This is a genomic window from Nostoc sp. NMS8, from assembly GCF_017115045.1.
GTDB lineage: Bacteria > Cyanobacteriota > Cyanobacteriia > Cyanobacteriales > Nostocaceae > Nostoc.
Genome location: NZ_JABXKK010000068.1, coordinates 68,347 through 91,852, shown reverse-complemented (window position 1 = coordinate 91,852; position 23,506 = coordinate 68,347). Strand labels below are relative to the sequence as shown.

Annotated in this window: 19 protein-coding genes and 1 pseudogene; 8 read left to right on the top strand and 12 right to left on the bottom strand. The window is 42.0% G+C overall.

The genetic code is table 11. The features are described 5' to 3' along the window. Positions 1–984 precede the first annotated feature (984 nt). The 3 genes from HWQ39_RS13170 to HWQ39_RS13160 all read left to right on the top strand — a co-directional run bounded on the left by HWQ39_RS13170 (position 985) and on the right by HWQ39_RS13160 (position 3,921). Entirely contained in the window at positions 985–2,400 is a 1,416-nt protein-coding gene (locus tag HWQ39_RS13170) for a substrate-binding domain-containing protein (RefSeq protein WP_292845226.1), read from the top strand. Between the two features lie 642 nt (positions 2,401–3,042). Continuing rightward, complete coding sequence (locus HWQ39_RS13165; RefSeq protein WP_292845224.1) at positions 3,043–3,471, top strand: hypothetical protein; 429 nt, start codon at positions 3,043–3,045, stop codon at positions 3,469–3,471. Positions 3,472–3,687: 216 nt separating this feature from the next. Then, positions 3,688–3,921: a DUF3134 domain-containing protein gene (locus HWQ39_RS13160; RefSeq protein ID WP_292845223.1), complete on the top strand. Its 234-nt coding sequence runs from the start codon at positions 3,688–3,690 to the stop codon at positions 3,919–3,921. A 231-nt stretch (positions 3,922–4,152) separates the two neighbouring features. Here the strand turns inward: HWQ39_RS13160 and HWQ39_RS13155 are convergent, their stop codons facing one another. Both HWQ39_RS13155 and HWQ39_RS13150 read right to left on the bottom strand, forming a co-directional pair. Continuing rightward, positions 4,153–5,445 (bottom strand): MltA domain-containing protein, encoded by a 1,293-nt coding sequence (locus HWQ39_RS13155; protein ID WP_292845221.1) that lies wholly within the window; start codon positions 5,443–5,445, stop codon positions 4,153–4,155. Positions 5,446–5,547: 102 nt separating this feature from the next. After that, positions 5,548–6,903 carry a proton extrusion protein PcxA gene (locus HWQ39_RS13150; RefSeq protein ID WP_292845219.1) on the bottom strand — a complete coding sequence of 452 codons (1,356 nt, stop codon included), beginning with the start codon at positions 6,901–6,903 and terminating at the stop codon, positions 5,548–5,550. Between the two features lie 79 nt (positions 6,904–6,982). Here HWQ39_RS13150 and HWQ39_RS13145 point away from each other — a divergent pair, with 79 nt between their 5' ends. Further along, positions 6,983–9,190 carry a recombinase family protein gene (locus tag HWQ39_RS13145; protein ID WP_292845217.1) on the top strand — a complete coding sequence of 736 codons (2,208 nt, stop codon included), beginning with the start codon at positions 6,983–6,985 and terminating at the stop codon, positions 9,188–9,190. A gap of 253 nt (positions 9,191–9,443) precedes the next feature. On the opposite strand, the gene HWQ39_RS13140 is transcribed toward HWQ39_RS13145, so the two are convergent. Then, positions 9,444–11,417 carry a response regulator gene (locus HWQ39_RS13140; RefSeq protein ID WP_292845215.1) on the bottom strand — a complete coding sequence of 658 codons (1,974 nt, stop codon included), beginning with the start codon at positions 11,415–11,417 and terminating at the stop codon, positions 9,444–9,446. Positions 11,418–11,427: 10 nt separating this feature from the next. Continuing rightward, complete coding sequence (locus HWQ39_RS13135; RefSeq protein ID WP_292845213.1) at positions 11,428–13,560, bottom strand: ATP-binding protein; 2,133 nt, start codon at positions 13,558–13,560, stop codon at positions 11,428–11,430. A 324-nt stretch (positions 13,561–13,884) separates the two neighbouring features. Between HWQ39_RS13135 and HWQ39_RS13130 the strand changes: the two are divergent. Further along, positions 13,885–14,208: pseudogene (locus HWQ39_RS13130) on the top strand (four helix bundle protein); the annotation flags it as partial. 35 nt (positions 14,209–14,243) lie between these two features. Here the strand turns inward: HWQ39_RS13130 and HWQ39_RS13125 are convergent. The 5 genes from HWQ39_RS13125 to HWQ39_RS13105 form a co-directional block, all read right to left on the bottom strand. Continuing rightward, positions 14,244–15,251 (bottom strand): ATP-binding SpoIIE family protein phosphatase, encoded by a 1,008-nt coding sequence (locus tag HWQ39_RS13125; protein ID WP_292845210.1) that lies wholly within the window; start codon positions 15,249–15,251, stop codon positions 14,244–14,246. A gap of 1 nt (position 15,252) precedes the next feature. Further along, the gene (locus tag HWQ39_RS13120; RefSeq protein ID WP_292845207.1) at positions 15,253–15,699 is read right to left on the bottom strand and encodes an anti-sigma regulatory factor; all 447 of its coding nucleotides are present in this window, start codon (positions 15,697–15,699) and stop codon (positions 15,253–15,255) included. After that, positions 15,638–16,051 (bottom strand): STAS domain-containing protein, encoded by a 414-nt coding sequence (locus HWQ39_RS13115; protein WP_292845204.1) that lies wholly within the window; start codon positions 16,049–16,051, stop codon positions 15,638–15,640. Before HWQ39_RS13115 ends, HWQ39_RS13120 begins: the two co-directional genes overlap by 62 nt. 13 nt (positions 16,052–16,064) lie before the next feature. Further along, the gene (locus tag HWQ39_RS13110) at positions 16,065–16,916 is read right to left on the bottom strand and encodes an STAS domain-containing protein (protein WP_292845201.1); all 852 of its coding nucleotides are present in this window, start codon (positions 16,914–16,916) and stop codon (positions 16,065–16,067) included. Between the two features lie 345 nt (positions 16,917–17,261). Continuing rightward, on the bottom strand, positions 17,262–17,699 hold the full coding sequence (locus HWQ39_RS13105; protein ID WP_292845198.1) for a DUF202 domain-containing protein: 438 nt from the start codon (positions 17,697–17,699) through the stop codon (positions 17,262–17,264). Positions 17,700–17,870: 171 nt separating this feature from the next. Between HWQ39_RS13105 and msrA the strand changes: the two genes are divergently transcribed. Further along, positions 17,871–18,536, top strand: coding sequence for a peptide-methionine (S)-S-oxide reductase MsrA (gene msrA / locus HWQ39_RS13100; protein ID WP_292845196.1), 666 nt, complete (start codon positions 17,871–17,873; stop codon positions 18,534–18,536). A 203-nt stretch (positions 18,537–18,739) separates the two neighbouring features. Here msrA and HWQ39_RS13095 read toward each other — a convergent pair whose 3' ends face one another. Together HWQ39_RS13095 and HWQ39_RS13090 are read right to left on the bottom strand one after the other, a co-directional pair. Further along, positions 18,740–19,366, bottom strand: a complete 627-nt coding sequence (locus tag HWQ39_RS13095; protein WP_292845193.1) for a type I restriction endonuclease — start codon at positions 19,364–19,366, stop codon at positions 18,740–18,742. 64 nt (positions 19,367–19,430) lie between these two features. Then, positions 19,431–20,624 (bottom strand): serine/threonine-protein kinase, encoded by a 1,194-nt coding sequence (locus HWQ39_RS13090; RefSeq protein ID WP_292845191.1) that lies wholly within the window; start codon positions 20,622–20,624, stop codon positions 19,431–19,433. Between the two features lie 383 nt (positions 20,625–21,007). Here HWQ39_RS13090 and HWQ39_RS13085 point away from each other — a divergent pair, with 383 nt between their 5' ends. Next, complete coding sequence (locus tag HWQ39_RS13085; RefSeq protein ID WP_292845189.1) at positions 21,008–21,349, top strand: type II toxin-antitoxin system RelE/ParE family toxin; 342 nt, start codon at positions 21,008–21,010, stop codon at positions 21,347–21,349. A gap of 26 nt (positions 21,350–21,375) precedes the next feature. Next, entirely contained in the window at positions 21,376–22,518 is a 1,143-nt protein-coding gene (locus HWQ39_RS13080) for a HigA family addiction module antitoxin (protein ID WP_292845187.1), read from the top strand. Here HWQ39_RS13080 and rfbB read toward each other — a convergent pair. After that, complete coding sequence (gene rfbB, locus HWQ39_RS13075) at positions 22,445–23,506, bottom strand: dTDP-glucose 4,6-dehydratase (RefSeq protein WP_292845185.1); 1,062 nt, start codon at positions 23,504–23,506, stop codon at positions 22,445–22,447. The genes HWQ39_RS13080 and rfbB overlap by 74 nt on opposite strands.

The following is a 23,506-nucleotide window of genomic DNA, read 5'->3' as shown; positions in this document are numbered from 1 at the left end:
CTACAAAATATTGCTACAACTCAACCTATGTATTGAGCGCATTCTTATCTGAAAGTTGATTTAATTTCTCAACTTACACACTAAAAACTAGTATGTTGAATTAGGCATTAGTGAGAGGATGCCTAAAATGTCGTTATAGTCAATATTTAAAAAGGACTCAGAAAGCCTTTTTATATCTACATCACAAAACCTTTACTAGCACTAAGTCAATAACGTGAATGACACGATTAATGATTTCGTTACGACGTAGCATAAACCACTCTTTATTTTTTTTGATGTCGTGAAAAACACAAAAAAAACTGGAAAATCCACAATTTTGGCAGAAATAGCCATTAAATGGATTTTACTTAAATTCACACAGTGTGCTTTTTGTCAAGAAAAATGATGTATTTAGTAAATTATATTAAATGCTGATTAAAACCTTTAGAAAAATCTTAATAAGCAAAATCATATATATGAAAGTTGCAGATTTTACTCTGGCGAGAGTAATAAAAACCGCAATGAAAACCATTCTTAAATTACTGCTAAATTCCAGAAATATATTTATTTTTTAATCATTTCATAATGTAATCATGATTTGAGCTTTACCTTCAGACTATAGTGTTGATTTCGTTGGCATAATTTAACAGCTATTAACTATAGCAGTCTTACAAAGATTCGTGAAATATTGACTTTCTTTACTTCGCACTTAGCGGTAGTTTGTGGCAAACTGCTGCATATCTACATGAAAGAAAGTAATTTTCATAATTCAGATGATTATGTTTTTGGGTGTATAAGCAATAGCTTAGTTCCCTCTACATGTTGAAGGCTTTGCCTCTAATTCGCTCTACATCCTTCAGAGTTTTGTGCAAACTTTAATTTATTAATAGCCTTTTTAAGGCACAAGTTGATTGTGCTTATAAAAAGTTATTTTTCATCGTCAGTTTGACACTTGATTCGGCTTTGAGGGGTGTTGAACCAGAAATTAATTTTAAGGAGCTTGACATGACTTTTTATTGCGATCGCCAATTAAATAAATTGGCAAGTTCAATTACTGTACTAGCCCTAGCAACTGGTTTAGTAGTAGGCCAATCTGCTGCTCAGAAATCTCTAGCTCAGACCTCCACCACTCCCCCCCCAGCAGGAGTAACCTCTGTAAATGGTGCAGGTGCAAGCTCTATAACTACCTTGCTTATAGGTACAGGAACTTCCTATCCTCTTGCGCCGAAAGACTCATGGTTTAACGCTTACGGTGTTGGAAATCCTCCATCCCTCAATAACAATGTACCCCCAGCCCAAGCCGGATTTCCAAACGGAACTTATGGCCCACTCAGTACGTTATCCACATTCAGATATGCTTCGATTGGTAGTGGTGCAGGGCTAACAGCTTTTTTCAATCAAACCGTGCCACCAGTACCACCTAATGCTGCAACTATCTTAGCCCCAGTCTCTTTTGCCGCTACTGACGATCCCGTATTAGGAACAGAAAGAGTGGTTGGCAGTCCCAACGATGTTCCCACCCCCGCAGGCACACCCCAAAACCCTGTTCCATACATTCAAGTGCCTGTGATTAGCGTCGGAATCGCCTTAGCTTACAACCCCACTGGTCTAACTGTACCAGCAGGTGGAATTAAGCTTTCACGAGCTACTTACCTGGGTATTCTTAACGGCACTATCACAAATTGGAATGCTCCCCAAATTAAAGCAGATAACGGTGGCGTAGCAATTTCTGCAAATAAGCCCATTGTTGTAGTGCGTCGTAGTGACGATAGTGGTACAACTTTTGCTTTAAGCGCTCATCTCAAAGCGGCATTTGGTGCTACATGGAACAGAGGAGTTGGTAAAAAAAGTATTGCTCAACCTGCTGGGGGTATACCCAATCCACTACCAGCCGATACAGTTGTTTGGCCAGCTAATTTCCAATTCGCTTCAGGAGGTGGAGGTGTAGCCACTAAAATCAAAGCCACTGCTGGTGCAATTGGTTATGTGGATAGCGCTACACGGTTAGCAAATAGTCTGCAAGCTGCTGTCTTAAAGAACAAGGCAGGTACTTTCAATGCCATCTCACCAACTACAATTTCAAATGCTTTTGTTGGTGCGACTGACCAAGATACAAATGCTCGGCGGATTAAACTCGTTGTCACCGATCCAGCAGCGGCAAATGCTTATCCGATTGTTACGGCAACTTACCTGCTATTTTATGACAAATACGCAAACGTTAACGTAGCCAATCAGATTAAAGGATTCATCAACTGGGCTTTAGGAGTGCCACCGGTTCCAGCACCAGGAACAGATGTGACAATCGACCCGAATGCTATTGCTATAGCTCGTGGATATGCTCCTCTACCGGCTGGCATTAAAAATCTGTCTCGAGGTCTTGTTAATACTTACGTGAATAATGTTTTTAATGCCGCTCCATAATTGCGTTTTTGGTCTTACAGCAGTTTTTTGTATTTGAACCACATCTGTCATCAGGGCACAGCATTGCTTTGCCCCTACCGCGTGGTCTAGTTACCTGAAAATCGCTGTCTGTAATTAAATATCTTGGCAAGGATATGAGATGATGCCCCAGAATTATATTTACAATTCTGGGGTTTTATTTTAGGGATGCGATCGCAATTAATATTGAATCTGGAGTTATAACTATTCTCAGCAAAAATTCAAGCCATAGTAAATATACTTATCTTATAAAACAATTTAGTACGATTTACAATTATTATTTACTGAATATCTATCAGTCAGAATAGTTAAAAAAGTTCAACCGTTAACTGTGTTAGGATTAGATACGTTGAGAAATATTTTCGGTCATGTAACTGATTATTATAGACACTTCTCCGAATCTAAATCTCTACACCCTTTGATTCTGAAGGTATTTGATGTCAGTTAATGTAGCTAATCTATTCGATGAAAATGAGGTTGAAGATGACGAATTTTAGTTAGCCGAACTATATTGCAATACCCCGTGTGACACTGAAATCTTTAACTATCAAAAAATGTGCTAACAAGAATGGACAAGTCTAGTGTGTCACAAAACAAAACAACATACGGATATTACTTGAGCTTATGTTAACGGATATAATTACCCGTCCTGAGTCCCTGACAGAAGATTGCTTTTTTACTTACGCTCTTGGGACTGATTTGCATGATACGAATTCGACAGCCAAATATTTACGCCGAATTAGAAAAGAAGATAAACCATATATTGACATAGCGGTTTCTCCTAGACCTGGCTACCGATTTGAGGTTTGCCTTATCCCTGTTGAAGGGTTCGCTCAAGAAACAATTTTGACAAAAGATGGGTTTGCCAAAGCTTTAGGGATTATTTGTGCTGTCTCTAACAAAGCTAGAAAGCGATTCCCTTCAGGAAATGGACAAGATATAGTCCGATGTCAATTTAGTAACTTAGCTGATGCAGTAGCCGTAGCAAACAGATTGTCTGCATTACCCTCTGATATGTATGAAACGATCGCCAAGCTACCAAATGCTTTGTGAAATCGTGTTTGCATGAAGGGGACTGGCGACTGGGTACTGGAGATTAGGGACTCTTTTATTGGATATCAAATTAAAAAATTATGGTGTAGGCTTGTACCTACTACCAAATTTTAGACAACTTTTCCCAATACCCAGGGAAAGGAGTGCTGCGACCTGTTGAATGTACAATTTTGATGTATTTGTACGATAATCTATAATTCAAAGTGAGTTTTTTTTATGCCTACTAGTCCTTTGCGTGAAGAGCCTCGTAACCAACGAGCGCCAGTAATTCGTACAAGTAATGAATTTATTCTTTTGGAATGGCTGAAGTCAACTGGTCGTCTAATTGAGCGCGAACATCAAGAATCTGAGTATCTAACTGAAGTAGAAGAAATTTCCGAAATGATAGACCTTGATGATATCCCTTACGATCATGATGATGATGATGGTGAGATGGATTTAGAAGCGTAATTCGTAATTCTTAATTTCTATACTGCAAGTGTTTCATTGATTTGCAATGGGTGCTTTATTTACGCCGAAAGGCTAAAATTCCCGACTTTTTAGAGAAGTCGGGAATTTTAGTAATCTGTTACACATTTAACTTGCATCATTAGGGTAAGAAAGATGCCTACCCCACAAGAGTTATATGAATTTTAGATAATTGAACTAGATGTTGTTTAGCTTATTAAAATGCGAGTGTGTTTAATTCTTCGACTTGAGTAATAGATAAAATAATTGTCCATTGCTGACTGTCACACCAGCGCGATCGCCTGCTATTTTTCCAGTACCTAAAAAATAATCTACTCTACCTGCACCTTTAATTGCACCTCCGGTATCTTGGTCAAGAACATAGCGACTAATTATCCGCTCCTCCATTTTTCCGGTAGGATTAACGAAGGGAATGGAAGCACGAATCAATGCTAAAGCCCCGGGAGGCATGAGAGATTTATCTGTAGCAATAGAACGCTCTGCTGTTAATGGTACGTTGATAGAACCTTGGGCTGGTTCACCGTGATTTTCTTGAAAAAAAACAAAGCTGCGATCGCGCGGAATATAAATATTTAATTCTTGGGGATGCTTTTGAAAATAGTTGAGAATAATTGGCAGAGTTATACCTTCTAGGGGTAATTTGCCATCATTGACTAATTCTCGGCCAATACTTTTGTAAGTATAAGCAGTATTACCTGCATAGCCGATTGTTGTTTGAGTACCATCGGGAAGCTGAAGTCTGGCCGAACCTTCAATTTGAGCTAGATATGGTTCGAGGCGATCGCGAAACCAAAACAACTCTAATCCTCGCAACTTACCTTTTGGACTTTGCAAACCATCCGATCCTTCTAACTCCTCGCGTGTCGGATGAGGTTTCGGCCAGGAGTTGAAATCAGGAGGTAATCGATAAACAGGATAGCGATATTCTGTTGTGGAGATGCGACTGGCTGCGTAAAGTGGCTCATAATAGGCGGTGAATAAAACGGAACCTTTGCGATCTTTACCGACTGACTGGTAAAGAACAAATTCCCGCTCAATGGCTTGATGTAATTCTGTGGCAGAATTAGTTGTTAATAAGAGTTTGCGGAATCTTTGCAAGCTTTTGATGACGCGATCGCGCGTAATTCCAGCCACCGGATAGTTTTGATAAGCAGCCGCAGCATTAGCCGTTTCCAGGTATTGCAGACTACGAGCGATCGCGCTTATCAGTGCTTTTTTCTCTGGTATTTTGCCATAAATTACTTCATCTAAACAAGAAGTATCATCTTGACAACAAGTAATTGGTAGTCTCTGGATTAATGGTGATTTTTGCTCTTTTAAAAATGCATCTTGATTTTCGGCAGTTAAAGAAATCGGTATATCCCACTTTTTCACCTGACATTCTGGCGAAATAAGTTCTCGATGCGTCAAAGATTGCATTCGCACTACCAAAATAAACAAAAAGACAGGTAAGCTGATAGCGATAATTTTGTTAAATTTTCCTAACCAAGCAAGTGTTTTTTTCATCAAAATTCAAAATTTTTAATATTATCCCACCTCGCTCAAATTCCAAAATCAAAAACAACTTAATTTCTCACAACACCCAAATTTTTCGCAATGCTCCATTCCCTATTCATTCATATTCCGATAAGTCGCAACCGCAGAAGGTGAGATGCGATTCAAATATCGGAATATCCAATATTTGAAAATGGTATCTAAAATCACCGGGAAGGTGGCAATAAATAAGAAAATAAAATCTCTATTTGCTGGTAATCCCCAATGGCGCGATACACCTTCTAGCAGTACTTCCCAACCATGAGGCGAGTGGAATCCTACAAAGATATCAGTAAACAAAATAATGATAAATGCTTTAGCACTATCACTAAGCCCATAGACAATGTTATCAAAGAAATCTTTGAGTACGGCAATAGAAGACTTACTAACTAGCAAAAGCCAGATAAAAGCAACCACCGCGAACATATCTGCAAAAACATTTTTGATCGCACCAGAGCTTTCGTGACGAAATTCTTCAGCAACCTCTATCGCCTTATTTTTCATTTCAGTCTCCAGTTGCTCAGGTAACAGTGGAGGAGCTTTGATAATGAGATTTTGAAACTTGAGCTTTTCTTCAAATCTTTGTAATTCTACAAGGGCTTCCTCTTCCATTTCAGAATTGAGGAATATCTGCATTTGCTCTGAGCTTCTAAACCGCTCAAGAATTGGGCCAACTACAAGAGATTTTGCTATTTGATGCGTCAAAAGTGGTACGATAATTAATAGTAAAATAAACCTAATAGATATTATTGTTCTTTTTTGAGTCTGACGGAAATTCTGAATTACCTCTTGTTCCGAATTAGGATCTAATTCAACTTGTAGACGACTGATAGTACTTAAAATAGAACGGGGTAAAACGCCTATAGTGTCAGTTTTGCGTTTTATTTTTCCTTTTTTATCTAAGTCTTGAGTTGATATTTTGGGTGGTAATGCTGGAGTATTGACGAGCAGCGATTTGTCGTCAGATATCACAGAGTTAGCTGAGAGATTTTGAGGTCTAACTACTAAAGCTTTGGAGGTTGTTTGTTCGGAATCTATTGTGTATTTGGATATAACTTGATCGATAAAGTTTAGCTTTTCTAAAACTAAAGAAAGACTTAGATACTCTATACCTGCTTTCTCGGCAGCTTTTTGATTCTCTTCATTTAGAAACCAACGACTTGCTTTAAACTCCGTCAGGCGCATTCTGGCAATTTTTAATAGCTTGTTGAGGTCTGACTCAAAATAATCCATTACGCTATTACTGTACATGGCTAAGTCAGTGTCTATTTTATTACCATTGAAATGCTTATTTTCTATTTCCTGAATCTTTAGTGCTGCATCGTAAGCCTCATATAAGGAACGTTCAGGAGTCTGTAAGTACCGCCGATAAGCAGTAAGTAAGAAAGAATAGATTTTTTGACTAAAAACAGAGTTTTTCATTGCAGACAATCATCCAGCATTATTTGGTTAATTATTAACCTTAAGTTAACGCACGAGGTATACTAGCAAATCTACAAGGAGAAAGTTTGTGGTTTCTCATTCGGTTTGGATTGTTGGCACTAGCCGCAGTGGTAAGACGGCTCGCTTAGTAGAGCAATTTTGTAATTGGGTAAAATCGGAAAATCAATATATTGAATCATTTTATACAAAAAAAACAGGACGTAAAAAAACTGGTCATGTACCCGAATTTTTATATCTTAAACAAACAGAGCCAGGAGTTTTAGTTTTAGCTGCCAATGATGATAATCGTCGAGAGTTAGGAGACATAATTGTTACATCTACATTGGGTAAATATCCGGTTCGTGCTAAGACACCACTAGGCTTTTTTCAGGATGAAGTAATTTTATTTTGGCCGTTGCTGATTAACTCATTGAACCTGAAAGCACAGTTTCCGGTAAGATTGCGACCAGAAACCGAACAAGAATTAGCAACCAAACTCTGGCGTCCCCAATTAGACGAAGAAATTTTACGTATTGCGGGAGTGAATGAATCTCGTTTGGTGCGTCGCATCCTAGACTTATTGCAATTAGCGGCTTACAGTGGTGTACCTTGCGAAGATATTGCCCAGATTTTGGCAAGGGGTTTGGGGGAAAATACCACAACTTTAGAGCCGGAATTTTTGGCATCTTTGCTGCTAGATTGGCGTAACTGGTGTTTAGAGAGGGGTTTACTAACTTATGGGATTATTACTGAACTTTATAGTCAGCACTTATTAAACGATCGCAATTACCAGCAGCACCTAACTAAACGCTATCAAGCGGTACTAGCAGATGATGTCGATGACTATCCTAGCGTAGCGCGTCTTTTGTTTGAGTTGCTATTAGATCGAGGTGCAGTCGGGGCCTTTAGCTACAATCCCGATGGTGCAGTGCGATTGGGATTGGGAGCAGATCCCAAGTATCTAGAAGGGTTAGCAGAGCGTTGTCGGGTAGAAATCTTGAACGGCCCGCCTCCAGAGTCTCTGAGCGAGCAACTAACTAAACAGATGGTGGAATTAGTCACAGAACCGATGGTACTGTTGAGTTTACCAAAAACAGTGTATTCAATTCAAACCACCTCCCGCGCTCAATTATTGCGGCAAACAGCAGAGGAAATTGCTAATGCCATCCAATCTCAGCAAGTGCAACCGGAAGAAGTGGCGATTATTGCACCAGGTTTAGATGCGATCGCTCGTTATTCTCTAGTAGAAATCCTCATCAAGCAAAATATCCCAGTAGAATCGCTGAATGATCAACGTCCCCTAATTAGTTCGCCCATCATTCGCGCCTTACTCACCATGTTGGCACTAGTTTATCCCGGCTTGGGACGACTTGTAGATCGGGATGCCGTCGCAGAAATGCTGGTTGTATTGAGCAGGAAGCAACAACTACCAGAAAACTCTACAGACGCGATGAATCGAGTATCTACAACAGACGCGATGAATCGCATCTCTACAAATATTGATCCGGTACGTGCTGGTTTAATTGCAGATTACTGCTTTGTACCCCACCCCGATCGCCCCAACTTGCTACCAGTATCAACGTTTGAGCGCTGGGATCGAATCGGTTATGCAGCGACTACAGCCTATAATGAGATATTAGAGTGGTTAGAACAGCAGCGCTCGCAACAAGAACTGCGGTTAATTCCCAGTCCTATTTCCCTTTTAGATAGAGCAATTCAGCGCTTTTTGTGGAATGGTAGCAATCTCCCCTACGAACAACTAGCAGCATTGCGGGAATTATTAGAAACCGCCCAACACTACTGGGAAATTGACACCAGATTACGACAAATTGCCCCAGTTGAGACAACGCCTCACGCAACTATTATCGAATTCATTCAACTACTGCGACGTGGTACGATTACTGCCAACCCTTACCCTGTGCGTCCCATTGGTGGAGCGAGAAAGGCTGTGACCTTAGCAACTATATTTCAATATCGATCTAGTAGGCGATCGCACCGTTGGCATTTTTGGCTGGATGCTGGTTCACCCTTGTGGGCGAAAGGTGGTGCAGCAACTCTGTTCGGTGCGCCGTTCTTCCTGCGAGACAGGTTGGGCGAACTTTGGACAGCAGAAGATGAGAAATTGGCAGAAGAACAACGACTACAAAGGATTTTGACAGATTTACTCTCTCGTGTATCCGAGAGAGTTTATTTGTGTCACAGCGATTTAGCCGTGAATGGACAAGAGCAATTAGGGCCGCTGTTACCCTTAGTGAATGCTTGTGTGACCGTTATTTCTGAGGCTAATGTTAATTGAGTACAACTTCATATCACAAGGTGTAGTTAAAATAACGTGAGTTCGATAAACCTCTCCCTGCCTTGAACTTTAGTTCAAGTCTGTCCCTCTCCGAGTCGGAGAGGGACGGTGTTTGCATAGTAAAACCAGGGAGAGGTCTTTTTTACGGCTAATTAGATGGATACTATATGATTCGTCGAACTCAGGTTAAAATAGAACGATTTCTGACGACAAGACGCAAAGCGTTTACATATCCTCTCAAAAATTCAGGTTGCTAGACCTTTACTATCGTCAAAATAGCCTGTATTAATACTTCTAGCTCAATTGGTTTAGAAATATGTTGTTGAAATCCGGCGGCTAGTGCTTGTTGTTGATTAATTTCTCCCGCATAAGCAGTTAGGGCGATCGCTGGAATTTCTCCACCTTGTTCGGGTGACTGCTTTCTAATTTGACGAATTAGGGTGTAGCCATCCATATCGGGCATACCAATATCACTAATTAACAAATCAAATTTTGCTCGTCCCAAATTATTCAGAGCATCATGTGCTGAGTCTGCTTCAGTCACTTGTGCCCCGTACTGTTCTAGCACGAAGGCAATAAACTCCCGCGAATCTCTGTCGTCGTCTACAAGCAGCGTTTGCAATCCGTTAAGATTGAAGTCTGAGCGATCACGATCGGCTGTGCTAACTTGATTCAATGTTGAAGCAGCGATCGGTGGAAGTTTAACTTTAAATACTGCTCCTTGTTCTTCTCCAGGACTGTCTGCTTGAACAGTTCCGCCGTGCAATTCAACCAAATGACGCACGATCGCTAACCCTAACCCCAACCCGCCAAATTTTCGCGTCGTTGTCCCATCGGCTTGGCGGAAGTAGTCAAAGACGTAGGGCAGAAACTCATCAGAGATGCCCCTACCAGTGTCGCTGACAGTGATTTGAGTGTATTCCGCAGCATGGGTATCTACTTCATCCTTTTTACTTTCTAACCGCACCTCTACTCGACCACCGGGTGAGGTAAATTTAATCGCGTTAGAAAGTAGATTCCAAACAACTTGTTGCAAACGACCAGAATCACCCAACACTTGTCCAACGTTCGGTTCAAATATTGTTTGAATCTGAATAGATTTGGCTTCAGCAGCAAGCCGCACGGTTTCAAGGGCAGCTTTGATGGTAAAATTTAGACTGACTGGAACTGTGTTTAAACTCAACTTTCCTTGGAGAATACGCGACACATCGAGCAAATCTTCGATTAGTTGGGCTTGCAGTTTCGCGTTGCGCTCAATCGTTTCGAGGGCGTACTGAGTTTTGGCTGCATCCTGATGACTCTTTTGCAAAATTCTTGCCCAACCCAGAATTGGATTCAGGGGTGATCGCAATTCATGAGACAGCACTGCCAAAAACTCATCTTTGATGCGGTTGGCTTGCTCTGCTTGTTCAGTCTTTTGCTGCAAAGAAATCGTTAGTTGATTGAGGCGATCGTTTTGCTCTTGCAGCAATGCTTCTGCTCGTTTACGTTCGGTGATATCTGACAGGATGAAAACGGCGCCTGTGAGAGTCCGATGTGCATCAAATACTGGATCGATGCTTTTGGCAAACCACCGTTCTTGAGACTGAAATTCGAGAATTTGCCGTTGGTGAGTTTCTTTCGCACGCTGAAAACAAGTGCCATCGCCGATTCCCAATTCTGCTTCCATCAACTCATGGTGGGCATAACCTAAGATTTCGTGGGAGGGCTTGCAACAAAGCCGCATCATCGCTCGATTACAGCGCAGAATCATTCCTTCTTGGTCTACCAGAGATACGCCGTCGTTCATAGAGTCAAAGGTGGTTTGCCACTCCCGCGCTGAGGACAAAGCAGCTTCCTCCGCCCGGCGAATTCGCAGCAGCGATCGCAAAGTGGCAAGCAGTTCAATTGGTTCAACAGGTTGCACCAGATAAGCATCGGCACCACTGTCTAAGCCTTCTGCTTTATCCTGGCTTTGGACAAAACTTGCAGAAAGGTGTAGCACAGGGATAAAAGCCGTTTCCGGGTTTGCCTTAATTTGGCGACAGACTTCAAAGCCGCTGATATCTGGTAATTGAACATCTAAAATTACTAAGTCAGGTTGAAAGTTAGCAACAGCTTCTAAGCCTGTCCTTCCAGTTGCCGCTTCCACGACACTAAAACCTGCATTTTGCAAAATACGGGTAACAACGTAACGATTGGTTTCGTTATCGTCAACATGCAGGATCTTAACCCGTGGCTCAGACATGACTTTTCCCTTAAACCTCTAGAACGAGTCCGGCTTTGACGAGCGCATCTTGAAGTTGAGCGATCGCCGTAGTTTGAGAGCCTGTTTCTTTGGAAACAATGGCTATGCTTTGTGCCGCTAACCGGCTCTGCGCTTCTGCATCCAGTTGAGCAGATGAGTGAATAATCACAGGAATCGACTGAGTGACGGAATTGTTTTGAAGTTGCTTGAGTACATCAAACCCGCCGATCTCTGGCATCTCCAAGTCCAGCACGATCGCATTTGGCTGCTCCCGCTGTGCCAAATTTAATCCTTCTTGTCCGTTCACGGCTTCCAAAATACTCAATGGTGTATTTATTAACAACTGTTTCACCAGATACCGATAGGCGGGGTCATCGTCAATTAACAAGACTTTTTGAGGCTTGTTCTCAGTAATTAGCCTATTAAGTTTGTTCAACAGCGGCAATCTGTCTACCGGCTTAATTAGAAAACCGTCTGCTCCTAACGCCAGTGCTTGCTTCTCGTTATCAACGATGGTAATAACGAGTACAGGGATAGTGCGGGTTGTTTCATCCCCTTTGATTTCTCGCAAGAACGTCCAGCCGTTTTGCCCCTCCAGCAGAATATCTAGCATAATCGCCGCTGGTCGAAGTTTTTGTAAGGCCAGCCTTGCCTGAGCTAAGGTGCGGGTAGCAATCAATTGATAGATTGATTGTTGAAGGTGCTTTTCGTAAATAAATAGAGTTTCTGGATGATCTTCAACCACCAGAATGGGCAGGCGAGTTAGCTCAACTGATGCGATTGGTTGCAGTACGGTAGTCAATTCGGTGGCATTTGGGTAGACGATGGGAATCAAGGCTGTAAAGGTAGAGCCTTCACCCAGCTGACTTTTCACCGAAATGCTGCCGCCGAGTAGCTCCGCTAGCTTGCGCGATAACGGCAATCCTAACCCGGTTCCCTTCACCTGCTTTTGCAGAGGGGAGTCAATTTGCATAAAATCTTCAAAAATCCGTTCTTCATCGGCGGGAGCAATGCCGATGCCCGTATCAGATACAGAGAAGGTGATGGTATGATCCGTTTGCACAGCGCTGACACGCACCTCTCCCTGCTCGGTAAATTTGAGGGCATTCGAGACAAAGTTTCTCAGAATTTGAGCAATTTTACCCTCATCGCTATAGAGCGGTGGAATGCCTTCAGCTTCTTCAACAATCAGCGTCACAGAGGAACCTTGAACCAATAGTGGGCGCAGCATCCCCCGCAGCGTGGCAAACAATTCACTAACTTCAAAGGAACTGGGACGCACTTCAATTTTTCCAGCTTCCACCTTTGCCAAATCCAGCAAGTCGTTGACCAATTCTGATAATCCGCTCGCCGCCTTTTGGATGAATGTCACCTGCTTTTCTTGCTCGATGGTCAAATCCCCATCCATCCGGGCTAGCAGCATCCGAGAGAGGGACAAAATCGAGTTGAGCGGCGTGCGAAACTCGTGGCTCATATTCGAGAGAAAGCGGGTTTTTAGATCGTTTACCTGTTGCAGAGAGCTGGCTTTTTCGTCCAGTTCTGCATAGAGGGCAACCACACCGCGATTGGTATCTTCCAATTCCTGATTGAGTTGGTTCAGTTCTTCTTCGCGCTTCCGTAGCTCTGCCATAGCCCGGAGTAATTCCTGGTTTTGCTGCTGAATTTCTTGATAGAGATTTTCAGGCGATCGCCCAATGACGGTTTCTCGAATCTGCTGCAATTGCGAATCGGTGAAACTAGATGTGCGCTTCGACAACCTTTTGCCGATTGTTACCGTTGTTCCTTGCCCCGGCAGCGATTCAATCTCAAATAAATCCATCAACCTGCGCGTGCCCACGATGCCTAGCCCCATTCCCGTATCAGAGGTGTAGCGTCCTGCCAAAACGTCTGCTAAATGAGGAATGCCCCTACCCCGATCTTGAATCCGAATCAGAAACGCTTGCGGCTCTCCTGCCACAGAAAATTCAACCGTTCCGTTTTGGGCATATTGAAAGGCGTTGCGGGCAATTTCGGAAACTGCCGTTGCCAATCGCGCCCGATCTTGAGCATCAAAGCCCAACTGCTCGGCGATCTCACGAGTTCGTTGCCGAGCTTGCACAACATCTTGTTCGTACTGAATGGCGATCGCCAAAAGAATTGTCAAGTCGCTTTGCTCCAATTCAAAATTCTTAAACCTTCTAGTTATTTTTCGCGTTCTTTAAGTAATTATTAATAAGTAATGAGTAATAAGTAAGGAGTAAATACCCATTACTTATAAAGTAAATTTTCAGGGGTTACAAATTCATGCACAATCCTTTCCAATCCTTGGCTGAGTAAAATTTGCAGTGGGAAAAGTTATTTTTAGCGTTCTTATAAGTAATGAGTAAAGACCCATTACTTATAAAATAAAATTGAATTACCACATTCTTTTTTCATTTTTATGATTAATTATAACGCAAATATTAGTATTTAAGAAAGAACAGAAAATTTTGCAATAAGAGTTATCAAAGCTTATTTTGAGCTAAATAAAAGGCCTTTTGACGACGCTGGTAAAATCTTGTCTAAACAATTTTTAAGAAGCGGGACATCAATAGGTGCAAACTGTTCAGAAGCTAAATATGCACAATCAAATAAAGACTTTATCAATAAGTATTCTATAGCATTAAAGGAAGTCAATGAAACCCTTTATTGGATAAAAATAATGATCAAATCGGAGTTAGTGTCTAAATCAGAATTTCAAAATCTGATAGAAGAGAATGAAAGAATTATTAAGATATTAACAACTTCAATCAACAAATTGAAAGAAAAATAAAAAATAATCCACTCATTACTCATTACTCATTTGCCTTAACTGCCCATTCCTTTCGCAACTAACACCGTCACATCATCCCGCTCTCGGTTAAAGTCTCGGTATAGCACACCTGCAATCAGGCTGGGATGTTTTTGCATTAAGCCTGGATAGCGATCGATTTGCCACTTAGCGCTTAATCCGTCAGAATGCATAATTAAAACTCCGTTGGCATACCAAGAATAGCTGAACTCTTGAATTTTGCGGATTTCATGTCCGACCGTGCCATTATGAGACACCAGATTGTGATGCTCAGTAAAGGAGAAAATGCTGGCAGCGATGTTGCCAATTCCAGCAAAGCGGACAGACTGTTGTTCAAAGTCGATTTCGGCAATAGCGAGTGCTGCTCCTCGCGTACTTCGCAAGGCGGTGTGGGCAGCTTCGACGATCGCACCAGGAGAACGATGATGATGTTCTTGAAACATTTTCACAGCTGCATCAGCAGCAGAAGCCGCGGCAGGCCCATGCCCTAAACCATCAGCTACTAACAACAGGCTACGACAACTATCGACTTCCGATGCCCAGGTATCTCCTGAAACTTCTTCTCCTCGTATGGGCAAACAGATCGCTCCAATTTCCAACATCTTCTCAGGTTGATGGGGTGCTGAGTCTGTCCAGAGGTGAGCGAGAAGGGCTGTACCTTGGTTGGGAACGGAGTAAATTTCAAATAAATCAGAAAGGCGACGAATTGCACCCATACCATTGCCCAAGGTTCCGGCTGTGGAAAAGCCATCTTGCAAACACTCATCCACATCAACCATTCCCCGTCCCTTATCTAGCGATAAGATTTCAATGCCAATTCTGGAATCTTGCTTGAGCGATCGCAGCAGTATGACTCCACCGTGGGCGTGCTGCAACAGATTGTTTGCAATTTCTGTCACTACAATCCCCACCTTGCCCCGTTCTGTTTCTTGAAAACCCAGCCGAGTTGCTAAAGCCATCGCCGCCCGTCTGGCTTCCCCAGTTTGGCTAGATTCAGTAATTGCGACAGCGACAGATTCTTTCATTTTATTTCCATCGTACAATTCTTATGCGTGTCCCTTCTCCCACCGCAGACTGAATTTCAAACTCGCTGGCAAGTCGTTTGGCACCACCTAGCCCCATACCTAAGCCGTTGCCCGTGGTGAACCCATCCTTTAGGGCCAGTTCGATATCGGGAATACCCGGCCCCCGATCTTCAAAGGTCAGGCTGAGTCCTCGTCGTCGCACTTCCTGAAGGGTTTCTAGCTTGACTGTGCCGCCCCCTCCGTAGTCTAGGGTATTACGGGCTAACTCACTGGCGGCGGTGATAATTTTAGTTTGGTCTACTAAGCCAAAGCCAATCTCCACAGCCATCTGGCGCACGGCCTGCCGAACTAAAACTACATCTGTAGAAGATTGAATATCGATAGTTTCAGTCTTCTCCATCGTCATCTGCACGCCATTTAGTGGCAGTGATTTGATTTGTGGTTTCATTAAATGACGATCGCAACAATGCCATACCCTTTTCGATGTTTAGGGCAGTGCGAATCCCCGTCAGCGACATCCCCAATTCCACTAGGGTGATTGCCACAGCAGGCTGCATCCCGACAACAACTGTCTCAGCATCCAGCACCCGTGACATTCTGGCAATGTTGGCTAAAATTCTCCCAATGAAGGAATCAACAATCTCTAATCCCGAAATATCAATCAGAACACCGTGAGGGTGAGTTTCAGTGATGCGGTTGGTTAAGTCTTCTTGTAGCGTCATGGCGAGGCGATCGTGCATATCTACCTGGATTGTCACAAGTAGAAAATTGCCCATTTTAAGTATAGGAATGTGTTCCATTGCTTTCTTCCAGCTATTTAGATTGAGAGCGGTTAATGGTCGTTCCCAATCGTTTTAGCGCTATCAGAAAGGCATCCGCTAACGTTGCTTTTGTGACTATATTGGTCAAATCAATACCGAGATAAACGATTGTTTGGGCAATTTGAGGACGAATGCCACTGATCATACAATCAGCTCCCATGAGACGGGCGGCGGTAACAGTCTTAAGTAGATGTTGAGCAGTTAGAGTGTCGACAGTGGGAACCCCGGTAATGTCAATGATGGCAACTTCTGAACTAGTTTCGACAATCTTCTGCAATAACGACTCCATCATCATTTGAGTCCGGGTACTATCCAGAGTACCGATTATCGGCAATGCCAAAATTCCCTCCCAGAGTTTAACCACGGGGGTAGATAGCTCCATCAACTCTTCCTGCTGCCGCAAAATCACCTCTTCTCGCGTCTTTTGATAGACTTCAATTGTCAGCAATCCTAGCTGATCCAGTAAATTTGTGGCTAACCAGATATTTTCACCCAACTCAATCGGGTCTTTCAATTGCTGACGCATTCGCTTGAAGAGGGGTTGCTTGAACGAAAAGACGAATGTAGCTATTTCTGAGGGTGTGAAGCCACTTTGCGATCGCGATCGAGAAATGCTGTTGAGCATCTCCCGCATGTCCTGCCACTCCGCTGCCTGAATATTGGTAAAGTTGCCCCACCCAACGGCAATCCGAAACAAACTAAGAAATTCCCGGCACTCCTCTTTTAGCTCGGCTTCTTTAATCAAACCTCTGCGAATATTGATAATAGCTAGTTCCTGAGTCCACTCCGACAGCAAGTCTGCCTCGAAGGTTCCTAATATCTCTGATATCTTACTTTCGATCATCGTTTCTCTAAGGGCAACCACTTTCATTAGTTCAAAATCAGTGTATGACGATTCAGCCCAAGGTGAAAGCGACGATTACAAAAAGTCTAAAAGCTTGCTAGATATCAAGTGCGATAAGTTGGGCAGACATACAGCAATGCCTGGGTTGGACTATGCCTACCCTAAGATGGATTGAGGATCGGCAAAAAAGTTACAAAAAATGCGATCGTCTAAAAAGTGTATTCTGACCAAAGAGGCAGGGGAGGAAGATTCGCTCATTTCCCCTGCTCAAAGGGTTTCAAGCCCCTACATTTATGTATGGGGTTCTCCTCCCTGCCCCCTGCCTCTTAGTGACTCCTGCTGTATTTAATGTAAATTTCGGGACTGTGGTTGAATGGGAAGCGGAGAACGAGAAGGTACTTTATCGCGCCATAGAAGTAAAGGAATACAGAAAAATCCCAAAATAATTACAACTCCAGTCATGATCCAAACTATTAACCGATTTGGTCTATAGTTCCCTGTTTCAATTTGCCAGAAAACTCGATTGTATCGCCATGCAGCTAAGGCAATAGTCGAAATTCCAAAAATTACCAAAGCAACACCCAAATTTTCTGAGTTAGAGGATGGACTTACCGGAGGTTCTTGTTGAGTAATAGTAATATTCAACTGGTGCAGAAATATACCAAATCGCGCAATCACAAAACCAAAGCTAATCAATGCAATAGAAGTGCGTAGCCAAGCCAGAAAAGTACGTTCATTCGCTTGATGCTCCCTTTGACGGTCAATTTTCGGTATTTTATCCATGAGTACTTTTGACAACTATTTACCCTTGAAAAGTATTCATAACGATGAATAGCATGAACTAGCGCCACAAGATCAACACAGTCTAGGCAGGACTCTGAAAAAACCCCAAGCGATCGCGAGAATCTTTACAATAGTAAGTAAGGTAAAGATATATATTCAGAGTCAAAATCAATGGCACTATTCGGATTTGGCAAAAAGTCAGTTATGCCCACACCTGAAGAAGCTTTGTCAGGAAGGGCACAATCTATGTCAGTACCCGCAGCTCATTATGTCAATAAGAATACCTTAAAACCTCCTTTTCCCGATGGATTAGAGAAAGCAATTTTTGGCTTGGGCTGTTTTTGGGGTGCAGAACGCAAATTTTGGCAACTTAAAGGAGTTTACACCACCGCAGTCGGTTACGCTGCTGGTTTAACACCCAACCCCACTTATGAAGAGGTATGTAGTGGGCGAACCGGTCACAATGAAGTGGTGTTAGTTGTGTTTGATCCCAAAGTGATTAGTTATACCGAACTGCTCAAAGTCTTTTGGGAAAGCCACAATCCCACCCAAGGGATGCGTCAAGGTAATGATAGTGGCACTCAATACCGTTCGGGAATTTATGTATATTCCGAAAGTCAAAAGCAGCTAGCTGAAGCATCACAGGAAGCTTATCAGCAAGCCCTCAACGGTGCAGGTTATGGCAAGATTACCACAGAAATCTTAGATGCACCTGAATTCTACTACGCTGAAGATTACCACCAGCAATACCTCGCTAAAAATCCTAACGGGTATTGTGGTTTGGGAGGAACAAATGTTTCATGTCCTGTAGGTGTAGTTGAATCCCAAGTTAGTTGATAGAAATGGAGTTGGTGGGGTAGTCAACTTAAGGTGAGTTCGATGAACCTCTCCCTGCCTTGAACTAAAGTTCAAGTCTGTCCCTCTCCGACTCGGAGAGGGATATGTTTTATAGCGATGTCTACGACGGGCTACGCCTACGCGTAAAATACCTAAAGTATTGCGATGGTGCGTTATGTCTTTGGCTAATGCACCCTACAAAATTACGAATTACGAATTAAATGAGCTATGCGTTTTAACACTTTGACAACAGTATGTAGGTCATCCCCACGATTTAGTGACAGTGTGTAAGATAATGCATATCTCGGTGTATCCTGTTTAGTCAACTTAATAAATTGAAATTCCCGACCATTGATTACAAAACCATAAGTAGGTTTATCGTTACCAGCATTAGCCAACATATAAGCTAATGCTTGAGGAATTCCTACCTCCAAAGAATAATCTGCTCGTTTTGCCTCAATAACCAAAACCCAAAATGGAGGATGGAACACCAAAATGTCAATACGTCCTCTGATAATCGTGCCTTCGTCTTCTGAAGATATTTTTACCTCTTGTTCTGAGGCAATGTAGAAAGGCGGTTGATAAAAACCTGCTAGACGTAATAGTGGAGATAGCACCACCATTTTGACTACAGGTTCTAAAATAGGATATTTCGATAGATGCAAATATTCTGCCTTGACTTCGTTGAGAGATTGCTTTTCTAAGTCACTCAACTCAGCTAAATCATGCCGCCATTCTGAAAAAAAATCTTCGTCATCTGCAAGTTGTAAGCCAAATTCATCAATTAGTTGGGCTAGGGTGATATCTTTTCCTTGAAGAATTTGAACCATTTCTTGAACCCTTATACTTATCTGGCTAAAAAATCTTCGCTTGATATTTACCCAAAAGACTGCCTTAAAATACAGATTTCAGCAAAGCGATCGCTCGCACCCATAACATAATACTAATTGGCGCTCCAAGTAGAATACCAGCGATCGCCCAGCCTCTCTGATGCGCTTTGAATTGTTCAATACTTCGCCACCGTCTACTTTTCCAAGCCCATTCATTGCCTTTCGCACCAAGTGCGAAAGGCATTACCAAACCAATATAGGGTACAAAACAGAACACCCCATACCCCACTTTATTCGGCCACATCCACAACCAAGGCATCAGAAATGCACCCCAATTCCAACCGAGAATTTCCTCTGGGACTGTTTCTATAGTATTAAATACACCGCATCCAGAATTGTTGATTATTTCTTTTAGCGGCAAAAGCTGATTCTTGTTTGCAGATTTGACAGTCAAACCAGATTTAAGTGCATTTATCGCTTGATTAGCACTAGTAAATCTTTGTTCGGGAGCCGGTTCTATCAACTTTTGTAGCCAATTGACAAAACTGGGACTGAGATTAACTCGGTCTGTAAATTGCAGTCGTAAATCCTGTTGGGGTAAATCAGAAGGGGAAGTTCCAGTTAACAAATGAATCAAAGTTGCTCCCAGTGCATAGAGGTCTGAAGCTGGAACCGCTCGACCACCAAATTGTTCCATTGGGGCATAACCATAAGTACCCACAACGGTGAAAGTAACGCCCTCTCTTGCCGCTTTATCCTGAACTGCGCCAAAATCAACTAAATAAATCCGATTATCTTCGCCCCAGATTAAATTACTCGGTTTAATATCTCTATGCAGTACTCCTGGATTCAACTCATGTAGATAGGTGAGAATATTTAAAACCTCAACAGCAATTTTTCTCGCTCGCTTTTCACTAAACCTTTTGCCAACAGCAAGTTTATCCTTGAGCGACTCACCAAGTATATATTCTTGGATTAAGGCAAACCAGAGTGTGCGATCGTCGATACAAAAATAATCTATATATCGAGGAATGCGGGGATGATTTAGCTGTTTAAGAATTTGTGCTTCCCTTTCAAAAAGTTTCAAATCATCCCACTGCACAGTACCGCCAAAGGCCAAAAGTTTGACTACAACGGTCGAATTTTCGCCATTAGAGGCTTGTAAATCTTTTGCTAGCCAAGTTTGGCGAATTCCATTATTGCCGAGTTGGCGCTGGATTTGATAACGGTCTTGTAATATTTGTTCTGCTTGCAGCATTTTACACCTGCTGGCAATTTACGTTGATCTGATTCCCTTATATTCAAGGATAGTCATTATCTAGATAAACTGTGGCAGCAATCCCTAACTGTCTTAGTAAGCTGTTGTGCATTTGATTTGTATAACTGGGGTGAACAAGACGCTTTGCATAACTTGCCTTTAATTAAACTATATAGTACACTTGTATTATATAGAAATGATAGGAAAATGATCTTGCTCAAGCAAGATATGCTGTTAGATAAAAATGGCGAAACCCTTTACAGGAAAGGTTTGCGCTAATTTTCAAGATCATCTTACAAACTTTACAAACGGTTTAAATCTCTTGTCACAATAAGATTTACAATTAAAATATCAGTTATTCACCCCAAGGCTGAAGTCAGCCATTGTATAATGCGAAATCCAGTGCATTTAACTTGGGGGGAGCTTTGCGTTTTCACTTTAAAAAAAAGAAACTCGAAGCACTTTACACAGAAGAAAAAGATGCTCATAAATATCCAGGTGTGGTTGATGACTTTTTTGAAGTCATGGCGATTATTGATGCTGCTGTAGATGAGCGAGACTTATATGCTCAAAAAGGATTGAGATTTGAGAAATTGTCAGGAAAACGAGGAAAAAAAGGACAGCGTTCTCTACGTTTAAATAACCAGTGGCGTCTAATTGTGACAGTGGATGAGGATGAACAGGGAAATTATCTCACAATAATCGATATCGAAGACTACCACTAACTTTCGTCAGTAGAGGACACAGCAATATGAGCCAGAAGCTAGCACCAGCAAGAGTACCAACACCAGGAAAAATTTTAAGTCGAGAATTAGAAGCTCGTGGCTGGACACAGAAAGATTTAGCAGAAATTATGGGGCGTCCAGTTCAAACCATCAATGAAATTATTCGGGGAAGTAAGCAAATTACACCTGAAACAGCTATCCAACTCTCCCAAGCCTTGGGTACTTCTCCAGAATTCTGGACAAATCTGGAAGCAAAGTATCGACTTCATATAGTGGGAAAAGAAAAAAAGGAGCAAGATATAGCTCGTAAAAGCCGATTGTATACAATTGCTCCCATCTCTGAACTCATCAAAAATAAGTGGATTCAAGCAGTAGATTCAATTGATGACTTAGAACGGCAAGTATGTGATTTTTTCGGCGTATCTTCCTTAGATGAAACACTCCAGTTAGCCGTTAATTTTCGTTGTTCCGAGCATCGAGAGCCAGAGGAGACTTCTCGCATAACTTGGATAAAACGAGTTGAGAACTTAGCGAAACAACAAACCATTGCTAGTTTTGAACGCAAAAAACTAGAGACTGCTATCCCTGAAATTCTTGCTTGTGCTAAACAAGTAGACAGTATTGTGCATATTCCTAAATTGCTGGCAGATTTAGGTGTACATTTTCTAATTGTGCCGCATTTAAGCAAAACTTACTTGGATGGTGCAGCCTTTTATTTAAACAGCAATCCTATTATCGCGTTGACATTGAGATATGACCGGATAGATTCATTCTGGTTCACCCTCATGCATGAGTTAGCACACATTGTTTTAGGACATCAAGGAGCTTATTTAGACAATTTGGATGCGTTAGAAGAGAATGATGAGGAAAGAGCATCTAACGAAAAAGCCGCTAACTGGCTAATAAATCCTCACACATTGAATGAATTTATTATCAGGAGTAAAAAAGTCTTTTCTCGGAAAGCAATTGAAGAATTTGCTCACAATCAAAATAGACATCCAGGCATAATTCTTGGTCGCTTACATTATGACAAATTAGTTCCCCATAAAAATTTGAGACAGTTACTCGTTAAAGTTAGTCCAATTTTAGGTTATTCTACAGATAATTTTTGCGATAGTAAGCTTGATATTCCGCAGATAGCAGAGGTTCCCACCAATCACGATGATTGAGATACCATTCAACTGTTAAACGTAAACCTTCAGCAATTGTTACTGAAGGTGTCCAACCAAGCTGAGTTTTAATTTTGTTTGCATTAATTGCATATCTCCTGTCGTGTCCCTGTCTATCCTTAACAAAAGTAATCAAATGCTTTGCTGGGCGCACTGGTAAATCAGGTGCTAATTCATCCATCATTTGACATAAAAGTTGGACGAGGTTAATATTTTCTACCTCATTGTTGCCACCGATATTGTACATTTCTCCTGGTTGACCATTATTGATTACCACATCTAAAGCACGGCAATGATCGCCCACATAAAGCCAATCCCGTACATTTTTACCATCACCATAAACAGGTAATGGTTTCCCGATCAAAGTGTTGATACACATTAGGGGAATTAGCTTTTCGGGAAACTGATAAGGTCCGTAATTATTAGAGCAATTTGTGATAATGGTTGGCAGTTGATAAGTATGATAATAAGCACGCACTAGATGATCGCTACCCGCTTTTGAAGCTGAATAGGGACTATTGGGAGCGTATGGTGTCGTTTCAGAAAAAGCTGCGTCATCTGCACCCAAACTGCCATAGACTTCATCAGTAGAAACGTGCAGGAAACGAAAATTAGATGGCTGTGCTTTTGTCTCCCAATATTGCCGAAAAGCTTCTAGTAGGGTGAAAGTTCCTACTACATTAGTTTGCACAAAAGCGGCTGGCCCAAGAATCGAACGATCGACATGAGATTCAGCAGCAAAATGGGCAATGGTATCAATATTTTCTGTTGATAATAGGTTGTCTATGATGGTGCGATCGCAAATATCCCCCTGCACAAACCGAAAATTCTCTCTTCCCTCAACCAGTGCCAAATTCAGACGATTCCCGGCGTAGGTAAGAGCATCTAACACCACCACGAGATCGTCTGGATAAACCTGACACCAGTGATGTACAAAATTGGCCCCAATAAACCCCGCACCCCCAGTAACTAATAACCGCCGACTCAT